This window comes from Cupriavidus sp. U2, from assembly GCF_009663685.2.
GTDB lineage: Bacteria > Pseudomonadota > Gammaproteobacteria > Burkholderiales > Burkholderiaceae > Cupriavidus > Cupriavidus necator_C.
This window is the reverse complement of sequence record NZ_RCOG02000022.1, coordinates 62,452-81,233: the sequence shown is the minus strand read 5'-3', so window position 1 is coordinate 81,233 and position 18,782 is coordinate 62,452. Positions and strand designations below refer to the sequence as shown.

Below are 18,782 nucleotides of genomic sequence, written 5' to 3'. Positions count from 1 at the left end.
GTGTCAGGCCTCCGCGGTGCCGGGCGTGCGGGGCTCCTCTCCCGGTATGTCCTTTTCGGTCTCGGGCACCGGCCCGCTGGCCAGTTGCCCTTCCCACTTGGCCACCACGGCCGCCGCAATCGAATTGCCCACGGCGTTGGTGGCCGAGCGGCCCATGTCCAGGAACTGGTCCACGCCCATGATCAGCAGCAGCCCGGCCTCGGGGATGCCGAACTGGTTCAGCGTCGCCGCGATCACCACCAGCGACGCGCGCGGCACGCCCGCCATGCCCTTCGAGGTCAGCATCAGCAACAGCAGCATCGTGATCTGCGTGCCCATCGGCAGGTGGATGTCATAGGCCTGGGCGATGAACAGCACCGCGAACGTGCAGTACATCATCGAGCCGTCCAGATTGAACGAGTAGCCCAGCGGCAGTACAAAACTGGAGATTTTGCGATTCACGCCGAAACGGTCGAGCGAGTCGAGCAGCTTCGGATAGGCGGCCTCGGAACTGGCCGTCGAGAATGACAGCAGGAACGGCTCGCGGATCAGCCTCACCAGTTCGAACACGCGCTTGCCCAGGAACACGAAGCCGGCCAGCGTCAGCAACCCCCAGAGCACGAACAGCGCCAGGTAGAAGCTGCCCATGAACTTGGCAAACGTGATCAGGATGCCCAGCCCCTGCGTGGTGACCGTCGATGCAATCGCCGCGAACACCGCAACCGGGGCCAGCCACATCACCGCGCCGGTGATCTTCAGCATGATCTGCGCCAGATCCTCGATCACGGCGGCCATGCGCGCGCCGCGCTCGCCCAGCGTGGCAATCGCCGTGCCGAAGAAGATTGAAAACACCACGATCTGCAGGATCTCGTTGTTGGCCATGGCCTCGGCCACCGATTTGGGCACCAGGTGGGCCACGAAATCCTTGAGCGTGAACGCGTTGGTTTTCAGGTTGGTGGCAGCACCCACGTCGGGCAGCGGCAGGCCGATGTTCACGCCCGGATGCAGCAGCGTGGCCATGACCAGGCCCAGCGTCAGCGATACCAGCGACGCGGTGATGAACCACCCCAGCGCCTTGACCCCGACGCGCCCCACCGTGCTGGCATCGCCCATGTGCGCGATACCGATCACCAGCGTGGAGAACACCAGTGGCGCAATGATCATCTTGATCAGCCGCAGGAAGACGTCGGTGATGATCGAGATATACCCGGCGATATCCTTGGCCACCTTCGGATCAGGGAACGCCGTGTTGCAGGCATAGCCAACCACTGCGCCCAGGATCATCGCAATCAGGATCCAGGTCGTGATATTCGACTTCTTGCTCATGACGTCTCCTTGGGGGCGGCCGTATGGAAGTCCTGCGCCGAGGTCTGCACGTGTAACGATAGGTCGCGGGTGTGCGGGGGGCAAATCCAGAAACAGACCCTGCCGCCGCCTGCCTGTGCATCGCATTTCCTTTGATTGCACCAACACAGGGCGATGTTTATAATTCGCCACACTCGCCACCGGCCCGATGCGGCCGGAGCGTCATACCCAAAAGCGCGCGCTGCGCCGCCCGACAGAGCCATCGGGCCGCGCTGACCGTGCCCCCGGGCCTCACCGGCCCACCGACCGCCCGGCCCCCATCCGCCCAGCGGCGGCAGATATTGCAATACCCACCCAACCCCCGCCGAGTCTCGGCGCGCCGCCGCATGGCCGGGCGCGATGCACGGTGTTAGTAGTCGTTCGTCATCTATGGCGCATTTCTTCCTCCGCCGGCCCGCGTTTGCGTGGGTGCTGGCCATCCTGACCATGGTCGCGGGCCTGGTCGCGCTGAACCGCATCCCGGTGGCGCAATACCCGGCGGTGGCCCCGCCCATGGTGATCCTCTACGCCGACTACCCCGGTGCCACCGCGCGCACCGTGGAAGACCGTGTGACCGCCGTGCTGGAGCAGCAGATGCACGGCATTCCGGGGCTGCTCTACATCGACTCGAACAGCGAGGCCGGCACGGCCACGGTCACCATCGGGTTCAAACAGGGCACCGATCCGCAACTGGCGCAGGTCAACGTGCGCAACCGCGTGGCGCAGGCCGAGCCGCTGCTGCCCGAGGTGGTGCGCCGCAGCGGCGTCTACGTCGACCAGGCCAGCGCCAGCCCGTTCATGTACGTGTCGCTGATCTCGAAGACCGGCACGATGTCGGAGACCGCGCTGGCCGACTATGCGGCCGGCACGGTGCTGCCCATGCTGCGTCGCTTGCCCGGCATCGGCAAGGTGGAACCGTACAGCGCCGAATACGCGCTGCGTGTCTGGTTCAACCCCGACCAGCTGCACGCCTACGGCCTGACCACCGCCGATGTCGAGACCGCCATCCGCGCCCGTAACGGCAGCGTCACGCCTGGCCAGCTTGGCGGCGCGCCCGCCGCGCCCGGGCAGCCGTTCCAGGCCATCGTGCGTCCCCCCGCGCCGCTGGCCAACGCGGAATCGTTCGAACGCATCGTGCTGCGGCCAGCCAGGGACGGCTCGGCGGTGCTGCTGCGCGACGTGGCGCGCGTGGAAATGGCCGCCGCCGACTTCCGCTACACCTCGTCGCTCAATGGCCGCGAGGCCGCATCGATGGGCCTCAAACTGGCCGATGGCGCCAACGTGCTGGCCGCCTCGCGCACCGTGCGCGCGGCACTGGACGAGGCCGCGCGGGGCTTTCCGGCCGGCGTGGCATACGACATTTCCTATGACACCGCCCACTTCGTGCAGAACTCGATCACGCGCGCGCTGGTGACGCTGGGCGAGGCCACGGTGCTGGTGTTCCTGATCCTGTGGCTGTTCCTGGGCAACCTGCGCGCCACGCTGATCCCGTGCGTCGTGGTGCCGGTGTCGCTGCTGGGCACGGTGGCCTGCCTGCAGGCGTTCGGGCTGTCGCTGAACGTGATCACGCTGTTTGGCGTGGTGCTGGCCATCGGCATCCTGGTGGATGACGCCATCGTGGTCGTGGAAAACGTCGTGCGCATCATGCGCGAGGACGGCGTGGATGCCTTCACGGCCGCGTCGCGCTCGATGCGCGAGGTCTCCGGCGCGCTGCTGGCCGTGACGCTGGTGCTGTGCGCCGTGTTCGTGCCGATGACGTTCATGGACAGCGCCGTGGGCGTGATCTACCGCCATTTCGCCATGACGCTGGCCATCTCGATCGCGTTCTCGCTGTTCTTTGCGCTGACACTGGCGCCCGCCATGTGCGCCACGCTGCTACGCCACGGCGCCGCGCCCGCGCGCGGCCCGCTGGCCTGGTTCGAAGCCCGCTTCGCCGCCTTCGCCACGCGCTATGCCGGCTGTATCCACCGGCTGCAGCAACGGCGCCTGCGCTGGCTGGCGGTCTACCTGGCCATGACGGCGGCCTGCGCGCTGCTGCTCTGGCAGCTGCCGGGCGGCTTCCTGCCCGAGGAAGACACCGGCGAGCTGGTGATCGACGTGGAACTGCCGCCGGGCAGCACCCAGGCCCAGACGCGCGAGACCATCGCCCGGCTGGAACAGTGGATGACGCAGGAGAAATTCCCGATCAAGACCACGTTCTCGCTGCTGGGCTGGAACAACGGCGGCTCCGGCGAACAGCGCGCAAGCGTGTTCCTGTCGCTCGACGACTGGCAGCAGCGTGGCCGCGCCCATGCGGCCGACGTGGTGCTGGCGCGCCTGAGCAAGGGCCTGGAAGCGTGGCCCGGCCGGGGCGAAGCCCAGCTCTATCCGTACAACGGCACCGCCCTGCCCGAACTGGGCAGCACCAGCGGCCTCGACATGCGCCTGGTGACGCGCCGCGAAGGCGGCCGGCAGGACCTTTACGCCGCCCGCGACAAGCTGATTGCGCGCGCCAAGGCCGATCCCCTGTTTGCGGAGGTCCGCGCCACCGCCGGCCAGCCCACGCCGGCGCTGGACCTGGCCATCGACTATCGCAAGGCCGAGAGCTTCGGCGTGGACGCAGAGGCGATCCATCACGCGCTGTCGGCCACGATCGGCTCGCGCTATATCGACGAACTGGCCCGCGAAGGCCGCGTACGCCGCGTGATCCTGCAGGCCGATGCGCCATTCCGCATGCAGGCGGCCCACCTGGCGCGCGTGCACGTGCGCAACGCCAGCGGCCAGATGGTGTCGCTGGGCGCATTTGCCACGCTGGAATGGGGCAACAGCGAATCGACGCTGGAACGCTACAACGGCCTGACATCGGTGCGGATCAACGCCGATACGGCACCAGGCGTCAGCACGGGCGCGGCGATGACCAGACTCGAAACCATGGTCCGGGAACTGGGCGCCGACTACGAGGTACGCTGGAACGGCCGCGCGTTCGAGCAGCAGCAAAGCGGCACGCAGGCGCCGTGGCTGTTCGCGCTGTCGCTGCTGTTCATCTTCCTGTGCCTGGTGGCGCTCTATGAAAGCTGGACACTGCAGCTGGCCGTGCTGGCCATCGTGCCCACCGGCCTGATGGGCGCGGCCGCCGCCGTCTGGCTGCGCGGGCTGCCCAACGACGTCTATTTCAAGGTGGGCGTGGTCGTCATCATGGGGCTGGCGGCCAAGAACGCGATCCTGGTGGTCGAGTACGCCGAGCAGTTGCGGCGCGGCGGCATGGAGCGCGTGCAGGCCGCGACCCAGGCGGCCCGTCAGCGGCTGCGGCCCGTGGTCATGACGTCGCTGGCGTTCATCCTGGGCGTGGTGCCGCTGGCCATCAGCACCGGGCCCGGCGCCGGCGCGCAGCGCGCGGTGGGCACCGGCGTGCTGGGCGGCATGCTGGGCGCCACGCTGCTGGGCACCCTGGTGATTCCGCTGCTGTATGCGTGGATTGCGCGATGGTCGGCGGCCAGGAAGGCGACAACCGCCCCGACGGCCGACACCACCGGCGCCTGACGCCGTGCGGGCTGGCCAGCGTTTCCGCGGCCCCGCTCAGCGCCCTTCGGCGAAGATGCCCATGCGCTGCTGGATAAAGGCCAGCACCTCCAGCGCCGCCGCCGGCAGCGGGCGGCCGGCCTTGACCAGCAGCCGGGCCTGCGTGCCCCGGAACAGCGGATGGTCGATCGGCACGGTGGCCAGGCTGCCGGCGGCCACCTCGCGGTAGGCGGCGAACTGGCCGATCAGCGTCACGAAATCGTCGCAGGCCACGAACTGCTTGAGCGCCGACAGCGAATTGGTGACCAGCGTGGGCCGGAGGCGGATGTTCTCGGCGAATTCCAGCATCCTGGCCGCGTGCCCGATGCCGTAGGACTCGGGCATCAGCGCCAGCGGGTAGTCCATCACGTCGTGGATGGTGACCGGCCCGCCCCGCAGCGCCAGCGGGTGATCGTGACGCGTCAGCAGCACGATGGGCTGCGCCGAGCTGGCCCGGTATTCGATGCGCGGGTGCAGCGGCGGGTTGTAGGCCAGGCCGATATGGGCCCGGCTTTCGGCCACCTCGTTGAGCACGTCGTCCACGGGCAGGATCTCCATGCGGATATCGACCATCGGGTACTGCGCGCAGAACGGCGCCACCACCTCGTTGACCAGCGCATCGACATAGCCCTCGCTCAGCACGATCTGCACCATGCCCTGCTGCAGCCCCATCAGCGCATGCAGCTGGTCCTCAAGCTTTTCCTGGTGCGAGCGGTAGCCGCGCCAGAACTCCAGCAGGTGCGCGGCCGCCTCGGTGGGCCGCACGCCGCGCGCCTGCCGCTCGAATAGCGTGGTGCCCAGTTCCTCTTCCAGCAGCCGGATCTGGCGCGTGATGACCGACGGCGACGTATTGAGGCTCTCGGCCGCGCCCCGGATCGTGCCGTGCGCCAGGACTTCCCGGAAATATCGCAGCCGCTGCTGATTGATTTCGCGCATCGCTTTTCCTTTTGTTATCCAAACGCCACTTTTAGTGCGCGAAGCGCCCGTGCGTTGCCTACAGAAGAACGAAGTGTGAACTTTGTTGCTGTTGGTGTCAGTCTACGCGGCTGCCACTATCGAAGCCAATCCCACAACCATCACAACGCTCTGGAGACTGGCAAATGTTAGTGATGTCGAACCCCGCCGCCGTAGACGGCACCGCCGCGCTGTACCAGAAGATCAACCTGCGGCTGCTGCCGTTCCTGCTGGTCTGCTACCTGTTTGCGTACCTGGACCGCGTCAATGTCGGCTTTGCCAAGCTCCAGATGCAGGGCGACCTGGGCTTTTCCGATGCCGCCTACGGCGTGGGCGCCGGCATCTTCTTCATCGGCTACGTGCTGTTCGAGATTCCGAGCAACCTGATGCTGCCGCGCATTGGCGCGCGCAAGACGTTCAGCCGCATCCTGGTGCTCTGGGGCATCACGTCGGCCTGCATGCTGTTCGTGCGCGACGTGCCCACGTTCTACGCCATGCGCTTCCTGCTTGGCGTGTTCGAAGCGGGCTTTGCGCCGGGCATGATCTATTACCTGTCGTGCTGGTACGGCCCGCAGCGCATGGCACGCGCCATCGCCATCGTGTTCCTGGCCGGTCCGATCGGCGGCATCGTCGGCGGTCCGCTGTCGGCATGGCTGATGACCGCGCTGGCTGGCCATGCCGGGCTGGCCGGCTGGCAATGGATGTTCCTGGTCGAGGGCTTGCCCTGCCTGGTGCTGGGCGTGCTGGCCTGGAAGCTGGTGCCCGATCGGCCCGCCGACGCGAACTGGCTCAGCGCCGACGAAAAGCGCCTGCTCGAACAGGAACTGGCCGTGCCCGCCGCGCACAAGCACGCGTTTGGCGCCGTGGCGCGAGACCCCAGGGTCTATGTGCTGGCGTTCGCGTACTTCTGCGTGATCGCCGCCATCTATGCGCTGAGCTTCTGGCTGCCGACGCTGATCAAGGCACAGGGCGTCACCGACACCGTGCGGCTGGGCTGGTACACGGCCCTGCCCTATGTGGGCGGTGCCATCGGCATGCTCTACATGGGGCGCCGCTCCGACCGCAAGCGCGAGCGCCGCTACCACGCCGCCGTGCCGGCGCTGGCCGGCGCCGCGCTGCTGGCCGGCTCGACGCTGGCCGACGGCAACCTGGCGGCCACCATCGCACTGCTGACGCTGGGCACCACCACGCTCTGGATGACCTACACGGTGTTCTGGGCCATGCCGTCCGAATACATCAAGGGGCCGGCGGCGGCCGGCGGCATCGCGCTGATCAACACCATCGGGCTGTCCGGCGGCTTCTGGGGCCCCGCCATCATCGGCTGGGCCAAGTCGGCCAGCGGCAGCCTGCATCCGGGCGTGCTGATCATCGCCGCCATGCCGCTCGCCGCCGCGCTGATCATCCTGGCCAACCGGCTGCCCGCACGACACTGAGCCCCATCCAATCCGAAGCTCTCCCCGCCACACCCCACGTACGACAAGGAGTCAATCATGCTGCTGTACCTGTCCACCTGGTCTGAAATCGAGCAATACCTGAAGCGCAGCCGGACCATCGTCATCCCGATCGGCTCCAACGAGCAGCACGGGCCCACGGGCCTGCTGGGCACCGACTGGATGTGCCCGGAGATCATCTGCCGCGCGGCCGAACAGCAGGCCGATATCCTGGTGGCGCCCACCTTCAACATCGGCATGGCCCAGCATCATCTGGGCTTTGCCGGCACGATCTCGCTGCGCCCGACGACGTTCATTGCGGCCATCGTGGACTGGACCCGCTCGCTGGCCCGCCACGGCTTCGAGAAAATCCTGTTCCTGAACGGTCATGGCGGCAATATCGCGTCGGTGGAAGCCGCGTTTTCCGAGATCTATGCCGAGTCCAGCTTCGCCGGGCGCCGTGCCGGCTTTGCGATGAAGCTCACCAACTGGTGGGACTTGGAAGGGGTGAACGAACTGGCCAGGCAGATGTTCCCGACCGGCCACGGCGCGCACGCGACGCCATCGGAGATCGCCGTCACGCAGTACGCGTACGCGCATGCGATCAAGCACGCCGACTACTCGCCGCGCATCGCGCCGTCCGGCCCGATCCGCGAGGCGCTGGACTTCCGCGCCCGCTTCCCCGACGGCCGCATGGGTTCGGACCCGAACCAGGCCACGCCGGAAAAAGGCCGCGCCCTGGTGGCGCTGGCGGCCAGCAGCCTGGTCAAGGAACTGGCGGCGTTCGGGGACGAAGCCGTACCGGGTTGATGGGGTCCCCGGCGGCTTCGGAAGCCAACAGCCGGATCATCGATACTGCCGGCGTCCGCCCGGTGCCATGGCCTGGAACACGCCGTCGCGCAGCACCAGCGCATGCAGCAGCGCGGCGGCCAGGTGCAGCAGCACCACGCCGAACAGCGTCAGCCCCAGCCACGTGTGCAAGGTCCGCAGCCACGCGAACAGCGTCACGTTGGCCGGCAGGATCGGCGGCAGGTGGAAGCCGCCGGCCATCGTCACCGGATAGCCGCCCGCCGACAGCATGCCCCAGCCGATCAGCGGCATGGCCAGCATCAGCGCGTAAAGCACGTAGTGCGATGCCTTGGCGATGACCCGCTGCGCGGCGGGAATGCTGTCCGGCAGCGGCGGCGCGCCACGCCGCAGGCGCACCGCCAGGCGGACGATCACCAGCAGCAGCAAGGCGATGCCCAGCGGCCGGTGCAGCGCCACCAGCGTGTCGTGCGCGCGCGAAACGGTAAAGACCATCCCGACCCCGACAAACAGCATCGACAGGATCAGCACGGCCATCAGCCAGTGCAACAGCTTCTGCAAGCCGCTGAATTGTGTATGCGTAGCCTTCATGCCTGGTTCCTTTTATCGGGATGCCTGCTGTCCGTGCGCGTCGAGGGCTTCCTCGCGTGTACGGCGCTGGTAGGACACCGCATAGGCCGCCGAGCGCGCGGCCAGCAGCGGGTCGTTCGACGCGGCGATGCCCGACGGCAGCACGGTGGGATCGAAATTGACGTCGCGGCAAACGCCGCCATCGGCCTGCGAACTGGCGCGCTCGATCACGAGCGTGCCGGCGTCCACCTGCCGGCGGTCATCGGGCCAGGCCTGCGTGGCATCGTCGGTAGGGTCGCCGGGCGCGCCCAGCGTCAGCATCAGGCGCCAGCGCAGCGGGCCGGCGGCCAGCTTCTGCGTCAGATCGGCGGCCAGGAACGATGCCTCGCCCTTCGCGGCGTCAGTGACCGGTGCATAAGGCAGCTCGGGCTGCACCGACCAGCGCACGGCCTGCCGCTTGCCGGCCGCATCGACCAGATAGAACGCATTGACGCTGTAGTAGGCGCCATTGGCGAAGCTCGATGACGGCGGATGGCTCTTGATCCAGCCCTGGAACGCGCCAAGCGCCGGATTGGCTTCGGCGAAGGCCTTGATGCGGGCGGGATCGGGCTTGTGCGTGGCCGGATCGGGCTGGCTGGCCTGCAGCAGCCCATAGAACTGCTCGGGCGTATGTACCGGGAACAGCGGCACCGAATTCATGCCGGTACGCCACTGCTGGCCGTCCGCCTGCTTGAACATCAGCGCGAAGCTGCGGATCGGCACGCTGCCGTCGGGCGCCTGCGGGTTGCCGCCCGGAATGGCCAGGCGCCCGATCACGGGCGTGCGGCCCTGGGCAAACACGCCAGCCTTCGACAACTGCGCGGCCGCGCCCGTGCTCTCGAAATAGCCTTCGACGCAGACGCCCTTGGCGTGATTGCGCCGAAACCCTTCGTGCACGCCGTCGTTGCGCTGGAACTGGTTGACGATGGCCTGGGAGGACAGCCGGTGCGGCGCGATCCACCCGCCCGTATAGGCGAAGCCGCCGGCCAGGACGAGCACCACGGCGCCGATGGCGCCCAGGCGGCACGGCACGCAGATGCGCGCGCGCGATGGTGATGTGGGGGTGTTGTCGGTCAATGCGGACTCCCGATGTGTGAGGACTCCTCCGGTATACGCGCAACACCAGGCGGCTATTCCATCCGCCCGAAAAAAAATCGCCCGGCAGCCTGACGAAGCCGGGCGAATCCGAAACCGCTTACGGTTTCTCGCGGGTAATCGACAGGGCGCTGAACGACTGTGTCACCGGCATCACTTCGAGGTAGTTGATATTGACGCGCGCCGGCAGCGTGGCGGCCCAGAACACGGTCTCGGCGATGTCCTCGGGTGTCAGCGCGTCGGCGCCTTCGTAGACCTTGTCCACGCGCGACTGGTCCCCGCTGAAGCGCACATTGGAGAACTCCGTGCCGCCGACCAGCCCCGGGGCCACATCGGTCACACGCACACGGGTGCCGGTCAGGTCCGCACGCAGGTTCAGCGAGAACTGGTGCACGAAGGCCTTGGTGGCGCCGTAGACGTTGCCGCCCGGGTACGAATAGGCACCCGCCACCGAACCGATATTGATCACGTGGCCACGGTTGCGCTCGACCATGCCCGGCAGCACCGCGCGGGTCATGGTCACCAGGCCCGTGACGTTGGTGTCGATCATCGTTTCCCACTGGTCCAGGTCGGCGCGGTGCGCCGGCTCCAGGCCCAGGGCCAGGCCGGCGTTGTTCACCAGCAGGTCGATCTGGGCGTAGTCGGCCGGCAGGCCTGCCACGGCGGCAAATACGGCATCGCGGTCGCGCACGTCCAGCACCAGCGGCAGCACGTTGTCGCGACCCAGTTCGTCGACAAGGGCCTGCAGGCGGTCTTCACGGCGGCCGGCGGCGACGACGCGATGGCCGGCGTTGACGAAGCGGCGGGCGATGGCGGCGCCGAATCCGGCAGTGGCTCCGGTGACGAATACGATCATGTTGGCTCTCCAGCTTGAATCAGATTGGGCCCCGGATACTACACCGTTGCCCGCAAACCCGCGTGTCAGCGGATGCAGATCGATATTACGCGGCGCGCGGCACGATCACCCGGCAGCGCCGGGCTCTGCGGCCCGCGCCCGAAAGCGGGTGGGCCGACCTTACGCGCGCGACGCGCGGCGGCCCGGCGCCATGACCGGATCGGCCAGACGGGCGAACAACAGCCCCAGCGCCGCCCACAGCACCGCCTGGATGCCGAACGCCGCCACGCGGTACTGCCACAGCAGCGTGGCCGGGAAATGCGCAGGCACCTCGTCGATCCCCGGCAGCAGCGCATGCGCCAGCGTGGCCAGCACCGAAAAGATCGCGCCGGCCGCAAGGCTCACCGTCCAGCCGTCGCGATGCGCGCCCAGCCGGCGTGCCGCCACCACCGAGACCACCATGGCCGCCAGCGACACGCCGATCATCGTGAAGAACAGCGCCGTGCGCAGGCCGATGGTGGACGGATCGCCGATGGCCGGCGGATTCGGCGGGTACTTGAAGAACGGCACCAGCACGATTGCGATATAGCCCAGCAGCGCCAGCAGGCCCGAGGTGGCCCGCACGCCCAGGGCGCCCAGACGGCCGTGGACAAACGCGAAGACCAGCGCGAACAGGCCGCCCAGCGCAGCGCCGAACACACCCAGCCCGACAAACAGGCCGACGCCCGACTGCGTGTCGCGGCTGACCAGTTCCGGCATCTCGTGCGCATGGCTGCCGCCCATCGCGTGGGTCGCCTGTTCCTCGAAGGCAATGGCCGCCTCCACCTGCGGCTCACCCACCACGCGCGCGAACGCAAAGGCCAGCAGGCTGGCCAGAAAGCCCGCGATCATGCCGCGGACCAGCAGACTTCTCACCATGAGGGGGCCTTGTCAGTGGCAGGGAAAGCCAAGCAGATGGCGACCGTCGTGCACGAACTCGTGCACGTGCATGGTGTTGAAGATGGCGGCGGCGCCCTCTTCCACGCCCACGAAATAGATGGCCAGGAGCAGCAGCATGCCGCCGAAGATGGCCCAGGGCAGCAGTTCGCGAACAGGGATCGTGACCGGCGCGATGGCCGGCGCAAGAGTGGCGCTTGCGTGCATGAGGATTCTCCTTGAGGATGACGCGTCCCGAGACGGATGGTTGTGCCCGAGGAGAAGGTCTGACTTGCCGGCACCCCCCGCGATCACACGCGGGCAGCCCGGGATACAGTGGCGCGACCGTGCCGGCATCTCACCGGCTTCCTCTCTTCGGAATCCGTGCATTCTAGTCGAGGGGCTGCCGATCCACCTAATCGTTGCCGCCCTTGCACATCAGCCGTCAGCCGTCCGCCGTCCGTATCAGCCACACCATTGCCAGCCAACATGACCCGCCGCCTCACCCTGCTCTGCGTACCCGCCACGGCCGCCCTGCGCGCCGGACGCTTTCCGGCCGACGACGCGCTGGAGGAAGGCGCCGCCGTGCAGATCGCCCGCTGGGCGGGCAAGCTCGGGCAGCCTGACCGCGTGCTGTGCAGCCCGATGGCCTGTGCCCGCGACACCGTGCGGGCCCTGGGCCTGGCCGCGACGGCGGAAGACGCGTTGCGGGAAGTGGACTACGGCCGCTGGCGCGGCCAATCGCTCAAGGATATCGGCGCCGCCGAGCCCGAGGCGCTGGCGGCGTGGCTATCCGATCCGGACATGCACGCGCACGGTGGCGAATCGCTGGCCGGTGTCTACGACCGTGCCGGCCTGTGGCTGTCGCGCCGCGCCCCTGGCCATACGCTGGCCGTGACCCATGCCAGCGTGATCCGGGCCGTCGTCGCGCATGCACTGGGCGCGCCGGCGCGGTCCGCCATGCAGATCGAAATCGCGCCGCAGACGCTCACGACGCTGTCAGGCCATGGCGTGGCGTGGCGCCTGACGTCGGTCGCCGTGCCGGCCGTGGCACAGCCCGACGCGCCGCGTTACTGAGTCGGCGGACAGTTCGCCGCCCCGCCCTGCTCGGTATTGCGGAAGGTCACCACGAGCCGGCTGTCCTTGGCCATCATCAGCGTGTTGCCGTAGGTCACGGTCGGCATGAACGCGATATCGGGCGCCACGGCCACCGGCGGCTGCCGCGCGGCATCGACGGTCAGCACCAGTTCGACGGTATAGCTATCGATCGCGGCGCCCTGTGGGGATTGCGCGAACTTCTGGCGGAAGGCGCACATGTCGCGCGTAATGTTGTCGAGCGCCGCCTGCACGGAAACCGACTTGCCGGGTGGAATCGGCGCGGTATTGCACGCCGCCAGCAGCACGGGAGCCAGACACGCCGGAATGGTGAAGCGCAAGGGCCGGATCATCGATATCTCCCGCACGTTGGGCGCCTTTGATGCGATGCACTCTACTGCCCACCCGGGCGGCGCTCCATTGGCCTGAAGGCCAACCTTCATTGCGTTTTTATCAATGGCTATGCAATATCGCGCGATGCGAACGACGTCCCCCGCTCCCAAAGGCCAATTTTGCGCCCCAAACATCACTTATCGGAATGTTTAGCCGGGCCGCGTGGTGATGCACGACACCCCGGACGCATCCGGTGAAAGCGACGATCGACAGGAACGACATGACTGCTGACAAGGCCATTCTCGATGCCTTCGCGCCGACCGGCGTGCTGCGTGCATCGATCAATCTGGGCAACCCCGTGCTGGCGCATCGCAAGGATGGCAACAGTGCCGGCGGCGTCTCCGTGGACCTGGCCACGGCGCTGGCTGCACGGCTTGGCGTGAAGCTGGAACTGGTGGTGGTGGAAACGGCCGGCAAGTCCGTCGACGTGGTATCGAACGAGGAAGCCGACATCGGCTTCTTCGCCATCGACCCCAAACGCGGCGCGACCATTGCATTCACGGCGCCGTATGTGCTGATCGAAGGCTACTACATGGTGCGCGACGATTCGCCGGTACGCGCCAACGCCGACGTGGACCGTGCCGGCACGCGCGTGGTGGTTGGCAAGGGCAGCGCCTACGATCTTTACCTGACCCGCGAACTGCAACACGCCGAAATCGTGCGCGCACCGTCGTCGCAGGCTGTCGTCAAGACCTTCCTGGAAGACCGGCTCGATGTGGCCGCCGGCGTGAAGCAGCAGTTGGAGGCCGACACCGCCGGCATGACCGGCCTGCGCATGCTGGACGAGCGGTTCATGGTGATCCGCCAGGCGATGGGCGTGCACAAGTCGCGCGGCGAGGCCGCTGCGGCCTATCTGGCGAAATTCGTCGAGGAGATGAAGGCGTCCGGCCAGGTGGCCGCGGCCTTGCAGAAGCACAACATCCAGGGTGCCAACGTGGCCCCGGCCGAAGGCTGAAACCGCCAGCAGCGGGATGCGGCAAGCCAGGGCGTGGCCCTGGCAGATCCACCGCGCCGCAGTCCCGGTTGCCGCCAACCGGGGCCGGCGCGGGAGAGGCGTCCGGCAGGATTACGAGCCGACCTTCAGCTGGCCGCCGCGACCCAGGCCGCCCTTGACTTCCTGTGCCTTGTAGTTGCGCAGCGACACCACCATGTTGTTGTAGGCGTCCATGAACGCGGCCACGGTGGCCTTGCCTTCCGGCGTGCGCGAGAAACCGCCCAGGCCGCCGGCCGCACCGCCGCCGAACGCGCCCATCGCCGCGCCGAAGTTCGTCGCCGTGGCATTGCCTTCCGAGATCGACAGCTGCACGCCCGAGCGGATGTCGAACATGGTCAGCGTCACGACCGACGCCTTGCTGGCCATGGCGCCGCCCACCAGCGCGCCAACACCGCCGAACAGGCTGCCCACGCCGGCGGCAAGCTGGCCCGTGGGGTCGTTGTCGATGATGATGGCCGGCTCCATGTAGTAGTCGGCGGCCACGCGCTGACCCTTCTGCTGCTTCGAGCCGGCGCGGAATTCACCCGAGTTGCGCTGCTTGTCGGTGATGTTCGACAGCTTGCTTTCCGTGCGGTTGTTGCCCACCGACGTGATCACGAAGCAGTTCGACTGCTGCACGGCCAGACGGATCAGCGGCTCGATGGTCGTGATCTTCGTGGTGGCGCCAAAGCTTGCATACCATTCCTTGCCCCGGCCATCGTCAACGGCCAGCGTGCCCAGCGGCGTGTCGCAACGCTCCAGCGTCGGGTTGGCGTTCACGCTGGTTGCGCCGCCTGCTGCGCCGGTGGCCGCCGTAGGCGCCGTGCCGGTGCTGATCGAGCCACCACCCATGTTGGCGCAGCCGGCCAGCACCATCGACGCGGCCAGTGCGGCCGCGCGCAGAGAGATTGTCTTGGACATGAAATCGCGTTCCTGTTGACGGAAGTAAAAGGAAAAATCGGGAAGGGAAGAAATGGCGACCGGCGCTTAACGCTGGTACCAGCCGGAGGGGCCCCAGACCCAGTAATACGGATAGCCGCTGTACCACGCGTACCACGACGTGCGATAGGCTTCGCGCACCCGGTACAGGGCCTGTTCATCCTTCTTGGCGGCCTGGGCCTGCGGAATCAGCGCCGCGGCTTCCTTGTTGCCCCTGGAAGCGGCACGGGTCAGCCACGCCTCGGCTTCGGCCGGGTCGGCGCCCATTTCCTCGAAGCCCATCAGATAGAGGCGGCCCAGCGCCAGTTGCGCCTGCACATGGCCGTTGTCGCCAGCCTTGCGCATCCATTCCAGCGCCTGGTAGGTGTTGCGCTCCACGCCGTCGCCGCGCAGCAGGCGCAGTCCCAGGTCGTAGGCGGCGTTCGGATTGCCTTCCGCCTTTTCCGCCAGGGCCTGCATGCGCCGATCCGATTCGGTCGGGCCTGCCGGGGTGAAAGTGGCGACACGGCGGTCCTGCTCGGCGCAGGCGTTGCCGTTGCACAGGCGTACGGTGGGCGACCGCGACAACTGCGATTCCGGCGTCTGGGCACAGGCGGCCAGGCCGACAATTGCCGTAAATACCAAAGAAGTAAAGAAACGCATGAAACGACCACCCCGAAGATTTGTTTAGTTTTTATTCGTTTTGCTACAACAGCGCATTGTAAGCAAACGTTTAGATTGTAACCATAGTACATGTAGCGATTGCAATACTTTGTACCCATTGCCAGCACCCGGGGCAGGCGGGCGTGCCCAATACGCAACAGTAATCATTCGCTTTTGCGTCCACACGAAACACGTGGCCAGCCCGCGTACCCACCCTGTGGGTAACGCTCCGGCGCGCGCCCGCTGCCTCTGGTCGGGCGGCGTACATGGACGCCCCCAGTTTGCCAAGCTTTCAGTTCATGACGACGAGAAGAGGAAGATTGCTCCCGTACATTCGGACTTTTGATGCAAGCATGACATGCTTGCTGTCCCTGATGGGATCTGCTGGTCGGCGCCTCGATCGCTTACACGCACTCTTGGTGCCCCGCCCGACCCGGGCTGTGCCAACCACGGTCTTACCTGTCTTGCCATCACTTCGTGATTGCCTGAGCAATCTGTGGTGTGATCCTCCCGCCAATGCAGCTTGTTCTGACTGGCCGCCTTGACTACGCGGCTGCGACAGCAGGCGTGTAGTCGGGGCGGAACTCTCGGTCGTGGGCAAGCAAAGCCCAGACGATTCTTGCCGTCTTGTTGGCTAACGCGACTGCTGCGACGTTTCCGTTTCGACGCATAGTCAGCTTGACCAGCCAACTGCCAGGATCGTTCCTCTGCGTCGCTCGGTAGATGACCGACCGGGCCCCATGGATGAGCAATGTTCGAAGGTACGCATCGCCCCGCTTACTCATGCCAAGCAACTTTGCTTTGCCGCCTGTGGAATGCTGTCGTGGCACAAGTCCTAACCACGCTGCAAGCTGTCTTCCATTGTCGAAATTCTTTGCATCGCCGACCGTCGCAACCAGCGCGCTAGCTGTGATCGGACCGATTCCCGGCACCTGTTCGAGTCGGCGGCTGATCTCGTCGTCACGATGCCAGGCCTTGATCTGGGCCTCGATCTCGTCGACCTGTCGGTCTAACAACTTGAGGTGCTCGAGGAGTCGGTCGATAAGCTGCCGGAATGCGCCTGGCAACTCGTTGTTCGCGTCTTCGATCAGATCCGGCACACGCAGGGCGATATAGGAAATACCTTGCGGCACAACAAGACCGTACTCAGCCAATAGGCCACGGATCTGGTTGGCCTGCGCGGTACGAGCCTTTATGAAGCCTTGGCGCACGCGGTGCAGTGAGAGCACTGTTTGCTGTTCGACGTTCTTTATCGGTACAAACCGCATCGTCGGTCGCGTCAAAGCTTCACAAATGGCTTGCGCATCGGCCACGTCATTCTTGTTGCTCTTCACATAAGGCTTCACGAACTGAGGCGCCATCAGTCGGACCGTATGCCCGAGCGCCTGTAGCTTCCGGGCCCAATGATGTGCGCTGCCGCACGCTTCCATCCCGATCAGGCAACTCGGGAGATTGGCGAAGAACGCAGCGACTTGGTCACGACGCAATTGCTTACGCAGCACCACCTTTCCTCGCTCGTTTGCCCCGTGGACCTGAAACACGTTCTTGGCCAGGTCGAGCCCAATTGTCGTAATCTGCATGGTGGACGCTCCTCTCGATTTGAGTGGTCGATGACACTTCCACTTTGGCACATTGATGCCGCTATCGGGTGGGGGCGTCCATCCCATTGCTTACGTATGGTTGCACTGCGATCGCCGCTTCTCGTTTGCACTACGCTGCTGCGCGGCACAACAAAAAGGGCCGGTCAGTTGGCCGGCCCTCCGTTGCGTCCGGGACTTGCCGCGGATCAGCAGTTGCCTTTCTTCGCCTGGCCCGGCGGACAGAATCCGTTGCCGGGGCCGCCTTGCGGACGGGCCGCCGGCCCACTGTCGGGCACGTAGTAGGCGCAGCCACCGAGTAGTGTGGCGCTGGTAACAAGCATGATGAGGATGTTTTTCATGGTGGGCATGGGCGACTGAGCCTGTCAGTCACCGGGTTTAAAAACTGAAATTGACGCCGGACTGGCCGCCGTTGAACACGTTGACAGGACTGGTCTGCGTCGCCCCGCCCGCGCTGGTGGCCTGCACCGAGTACTGGCCGGCGGCAGACGACACGGCCGACAGCGCAATCGGCAGCGTCGCGCTGTAGGTGCCGGCGAGCGGCGCGGCAGCCGGCAAGGCCAGCGAGTACGCGCCGGTATCGAGGTTGGCGTTGGTCGATGCAATCTCGTAGGACGCCGAGCCAATGGGCTGCAGCGCGCGCACGGCAGCCTGCGCCGAAGCCGTGGCCGTGCCGGACACCGTGTTGGTCGTCGAAGTCGGCAGCGTGATCGGCGACCCGGCCGTGGCGACCGACGTCGTGGCACTGGCCGTCACCGGCACCCCGCCGATGATGCCGGTGGCATGGCCGGACGGCAGCCTGTTGTCGACGATGACCACGTCATAGTTGCCGCCCGTGCTGCTCTGCACCAGCGGCGTCAGCACGAACTTTCCGCTGGCATCGGCCACGGTGCCGCGAACGATCTTGCCATTCTGCTCCGCGTAGACGGTGGCGCCAGCCTGCGCGGGCGCCACAAAGCCGGTAATCGACCCGCTGACGGTCATTGGCGTGGCCGTGACCACAGGCTTCAGGCTGTATCCGCCATTGCCCTGCTGGACGATCGACTTGCAGGCGTTGAAGTCCAGGATCAGGTCGACCAGCGTGTTGGCCGGCACCGTGAACGGCTGGATGATCTTGTACCCGCTCTGCGTGGCGCTGGGCGTGGCCAGCGGCAGTTCGGCCGTCGTGCCGGACACCACCACCGCATTGGCCAACGAATTGCCCTGGTTCGCGCTCAGTACCAGCCGTATCTGCTGGTACTGCCCGGCGGGCAGCGGCGCCCGCCCAAGGTCGAACAGCACGCCGTTTGTCAGGGACAACAGATCGACCCGCTGCGGCGTGGGCAGGGCGATGTCCGTCCAGCCGCCGTCGTTGTCGCCTGCCGCGGTGCTGGCGTTGACCCGCACCTTGCTGACCGTGACAAAGACGTGGTCGAAGCCGCAGGCCGGGGCATCGGTCATCGCTACATGCAACGTGCCGTTGATGGACGTCGTGTTGTCGTTGCCCCCGTCGCCGCCGCCGCACGCGACGACCAGGAACGGCATCGGCAAGATGGCCAGGGTACGGGCCAGGAATTTGGGCAGATCGAGCTGCTGGCTTCTGATTTTCATGACAGGCCTCTCCTCAGGGCGCAGTGGTGCCCAAAGCATACGATCGG

18 protein-coding genes are annotated in these 18,782 nt (G+C 66.6%); 5 read left to right on the top strand and 13 right to left on the bottom strand.

Going from position 1 to position 18,782, the window contains the following annotated elements; genetic code table 11:
• Window positions 1–3: 3 nt before the first annotated feature.
• Window positions 4–1,305: a dicarboxylate/amino acid:cation symporter gene (locus D9X30_RS16785; RefSeq protein ID WP_153948325.1), complete on the bottom strand. Its 1,302-nt coding sequence runs from the start codon at window positions 1,303–1,305 to the stop codon at window positions 4–6.
• A gap of 408 nt (window positions 1,306–1,713) precedes the next feature.
• On the opposite strand from D9X30_RS16785, the gene D9X30_RS16780 reads away from it, so the two are divergent.
• Window positions 1,714–4,842, top strand: a complete 3,129-nt coding sequence (locus tag D9X30_RS16780) for an efflux RND transporter permease subunit (protein ID WP_153948324.1) — start codon at window positions 1,714–1,716, stop codon at window positions 4,840–4,842.
• Between the two features lie 36 nt (window positions 4,843–4,878).
• Here the strand turns inward: D9X30_RS16780 and D9X30_RS16775 are convergent, their stop codons facing one another.
• Window positions 4,879–5,796 carry a LysR family transcriptional regulator gene (locus D9X30_RS16775; protein WP_153948323.1) on the bottom strand — a complete coding sequence of 306 codons (918 nt, stop codon included), beginning with the start codon at window positions 5,794–5,796 and terminating at the stop codon, window positions 4,879–4,881.
• 164 nt (window positions 5,797–5,960) lie between these two features.
• On the opposite strand from D9X30_RS16775, the gene D9X30_RS16770 reads away from it, so the two are divergent.
• Entirely contained in the window at window positions 5,961–7,247 is a 1,287-nt protein-coding gene (locus tag D9X30_RS16770; protein ID WP_153948322.1) for an MFS transporter, read from the top strand.
• A gap of 57 nt (window positions 7,248–7,304) precedes the next feature.
• Window positions 7,305–8,054 carry a creatininase family protein gene (locus tag D9X30_RS16765; RefSeq protein WP_153948321.1) on the top strand — a complete coding sequence of 250 codons (750 nt, stop codon included), beginning with the start codon at window positions 7,305–7,307 and terminating at the stop codon, window positions 8,052–8,054.
• Between the two features lie 36 nt (window positions 8,055–8,090).
• Here the strand turns inward: D9X30_RS16765 and D9X30_RS16760 are convergent, their stop codons facing one another.
• The 5 genes from D9X30_RS16760 to D9X30_RS16740 all read right to left on the bottom strand — a co-directional run bounded on the left by D9X30_RS16760 (window position 8,091) and on the right by D9X30_RS16740 (window position 11,733).
• Window positions 8,091–8,642 carry a cytochrome b gene (locus D9X30_RS16760; protein WP_153948320.1) on the bottom strand — a complete coding sequence of 184 codons (552 nt, stop codon included), beginning with the start codon at window positions 8,640–8,642 and terminating at the stop codon, window positions 8,091–8,093.
• Between the two features lie 12 nt (window positions 8,643–8,654).
• A complete protein-coding gene (locus D9X30_RS16755; RefSeq protein ID WP_153948319.1) occupies window positions 8,655–9,737 on the bottom strand; it encodes a catalase family peroxidase in 1,083 nt (360 codons plus the stop codon).
• A 118-nt stretch (window positions 9,738–9,855) separates the two neighbouring features.
• Window positions 9,856–10,611 (bottom strand): bifunctional NADP-dependent 3-hydroxy acid dehydrogenase/3-hydroxypropionate dehydrogenase YdfG, encoded by a 756-nt coding sequence (gene ydfG, locus D9X30_RS16750; protein ID WP_153948318.1) that lies wholly within the window; start codon window positions 10,609–10,611, stop codon window positions 9,856–9,858.
• Between the two features lie 159 nt (window positions 10,612–10,770).
• Window positions 10,771–11,508, bottom strand: coding sequence for a CbtA family protein (locus D9X30_RS16745; protein ID WP_153948317.1), 738 nt, complete (start codon window positions 11,506–11,508; stop codon window positions 10,771–10,773).
• Window positions 11,509–11,520: 12 nt separating this feature from the next.
• On the bottom strand, window positions 11,521–11,733 hold the full coding sequence (locus D9X30_RS16740; RefSeq protein ID WP_153948316.1) for a CbtB domain-containing protein: 213 nt from the start codon (window positions 11,731–11,733) through the stop codon (window positions 11,521–11,523).
• Window positions 11,734–11,994: 261 nt separating this feature from the next.
• Here D9X30_RS16740 and D9X30_RS16735 point away from each other — a divergent pair, with 261 nt between their 5' ends.
• Entirely contained in the window at window positions 11,995–12,582 is a 588-nt protein-coding gene (locus D9X30_RS16735; RefSeq protein ID WP_153948315.1) for a histidine phosphatase family protein, read from the top strand.
• Here the strand turns inward: D9X30_RS16735 and D9X30_RS16730 are convergent.
• On the bottom strand, window positions 12,576–12,953 hold the full coding sequence (locus D9X30_RS16730) for a hypothetical protein (protein WP_153948314.1): 378 nt from the start codon (window positions 12,951–12,953) through the stop codon (window positions 12,576–12,578). The two genes, D9X30_RS16735 and D9X30_RS16730, sit on opposite strands and share 7 nt — an antisense overlap.
• 260 nt (window positions 12,954–13,213) lie before the next feature.
• On the opposite strand from D9X30_RS16730, the gene D9X30_RS16725 reads away from it, so the two are divergent.
• Window positions 13,214–13,948: an ABC transporter substrate-binding protein gene (locus D9X30_RS16725; protein ID WP_153948313.1), complete on the top strand. Its 735-nt coding sequence runs from the start codon at window positions 13,214–13,216 to the stop codon at window positions 13,946–13,948.
• Between the two features lie 111 nt (window positions 13,949–14,059).
• Here the strand turns inward: D9X30_RS16725 and D9X30_RS16720 are convergent, their stop codons facing one another.
• The 5 genes from D9X30_RS16720 to D9X30_RS16700 form a co-directional block, all read right to left on the bottom strand.
• Window positions 14,060–14,887: a CsgG/HfaB family protein gene (locus D9X30_RS16720; RefSeq protein WP_153948312.1), complete on the bottom strand. Its 828-nt coding sequence runs from the start codon at window positions 14,885–14,887 to the stop codon at window positions 14,060–14,062.
• Window positions 14,888–14,953: 66 nt separating this feature from the next.
• Window positions 14,954–15,547: a tetratricopeptide repeat protein gene (locus tag D9X30_RS16715; protein ID WP_153948311.1), complete on the bottom strand. Its 594-nt coding sequence runs from the start codon at window positions 15,545–15,547 to the stop codon at window positions 14,954–14,956.
• Window positions 15,548–16,092: 545 nt separating this feature from the next.
• Window positions 16,093–17,127: an IS110 family RNA-guided transposase gene (locus tag D9X30_RS16710; protein WP_153948310.1), complete on the bottom strand. Its 1,035-nt coding sequence runs from the start codon at window positions 17,125–17,127 to the stop codon at window positions 16,093–16,095.
• Between the two features lie 206 nt (window positions 17,128–17,333).
• On the bottom strand, window positions 17,334–17,495 hold the full coding sequence (locus D9X30_RS16705; RefSeq protein ID WP_153948309.1) for a hypothetical protein: 162 nt from the start codon (window positions 17,493–17,495) through the stop codon (window positions 17,334–17,336).
• Window positions 17,496–17,523: 28 nt separating this feature from the next.
• Window positions 17,524–18,669, bottom strand: a complete 1,146-nt coding sequence (locus D9X30_RS16700) for a DUF4382 domain-containing protein (RefSeq protein WP_194946535.1) — start codon at window positions 18,667–18,669, stop codon at window positions 17,524–17,526.
• Between the last annotated feature and the right edge of the window lie 113 nt (window positions 18,670–18,782).